At 55.5% G+C, this 1,040-nt stretch carries 2 protein-coding genes; one reads left to right on the top strand and one right to left on the bottom strand.

Translation table 11 applies throughout. The annotated features are described in order from the left end of the window. The coding region (locus AS26_RS13615) for a transposase (protein ID WP_174519953.1) at positions 1 to 315 on the top strand (315 nt) is incomplete at its 5' end. Positions 316 to 768: 453 nt separating this feature from the next. Here AS26_RS13615 and AS26_RS13610 read toward each other — a convergent pair. Then, positions 769 to 1,040: DJ-1/PfpI family protein (locus AS26_RS13610; RefSeq protein ID WP_174519952.1), on the bottom strand; the 272-nt coding region annotated here is incomplete at its 5' end.

The raw sequence follows: 1,040 nt of genomic DNA, 5'->3' as shown, positions 1-1,040 counted from the left end.
CGATTCCCGAAGGCGATGGAGATCCTGTCCGATGCGGAAGACGACGTATTGGCGTTTATGGCGCTGCCCTTTGAGCACTGGCGGCAGATCTGCTCGACCCATCCGCTGGAGCGCCTGAATCGGGAAATGCGGAGGCGGATGGACGTCGTAGGCATCTTCCCCAATCGGGAGGCCGTACTGCGACTCGCAGGCGCCATTTTGCAAGAGCAGCACGAAGAGTGGATGGTGGCACGGAGATATTTCAGCTTGGAGTCGATGGCCAAGTTGAAACCGAATCAGTCCCAACTCGCGGCAGCGGCGTTATTGCACAAATAGGTGCATGCGGCGAGGTGATGCGACCATGCACACGGAGGCTTTGGCCCTAACGGATGAGAATCGACCACCGAACGCCCGTCAAGGGCGTCGAAGGACGAGCGAAGCATCCCTTGACGGAGCGTAACGGCGGTCGATACAGTTCGCCAAGGGTCAAAGACGACCATGTCACACGTAAGGCACGCACGGCGAAATTCCACCACTTGACGGGACACTGCCCAACCTGATGCTTCGGACGAACACTGCTGAAGGGGCGTGATCTATCCATGCAAAGTAAAAAGGGTTTATGGAATGTGTTATCTTTCACGAGAAGTGTCTGTCGTTGTCGCTCGCGATGGAATCAGTCATTCTGCAAAAGGCTTAAACAAATAAGTCCAAAATGCGATGTGTGAAAAATCAAAGGGGCAATCCCTAACTGGGTCAGCAATTCTGGGACAGCCCCTTTCAACCGCAATCTTACTTATTCAGTAGTTTAAGAAACTCCCGCATGAAACCGGGTAGATCTGGCCACGCATGCGCGGAAACCAAGTTGCTCTCCACGCACAGCGTATCTGAAGCATACTTGGCACCCATACCCTCGACGCTCGGCTTGCACGCGATGTAGGCGGTCATCGTGCGCCCATCCAGCTTGTCCCGCACCACCTCAAGTACCTGCGCGGCGTGACAGATGGCACCGACCGGCTTGTTTGCGTCGAAAAAGTGGCCGACAATGCGTGGCACGTGCTCAG

This window comes from Alicyclobacillus sendaiensis NBRC 100866 (assembly GCF_001552675.1).
GTDB classification, from domain to species: Bacteria; Bacillota; Bacilli; order Alicyclobacillales; family Alicyclobacillaceae; genus Alicyclobacillus; species Alicyclobacillus sendaiensis.
The sequence above is the reverse complement of the archived record's forward strand: the minus strand, read 5'-3'. Positions and strand labels throughout refer to the sequence as shown.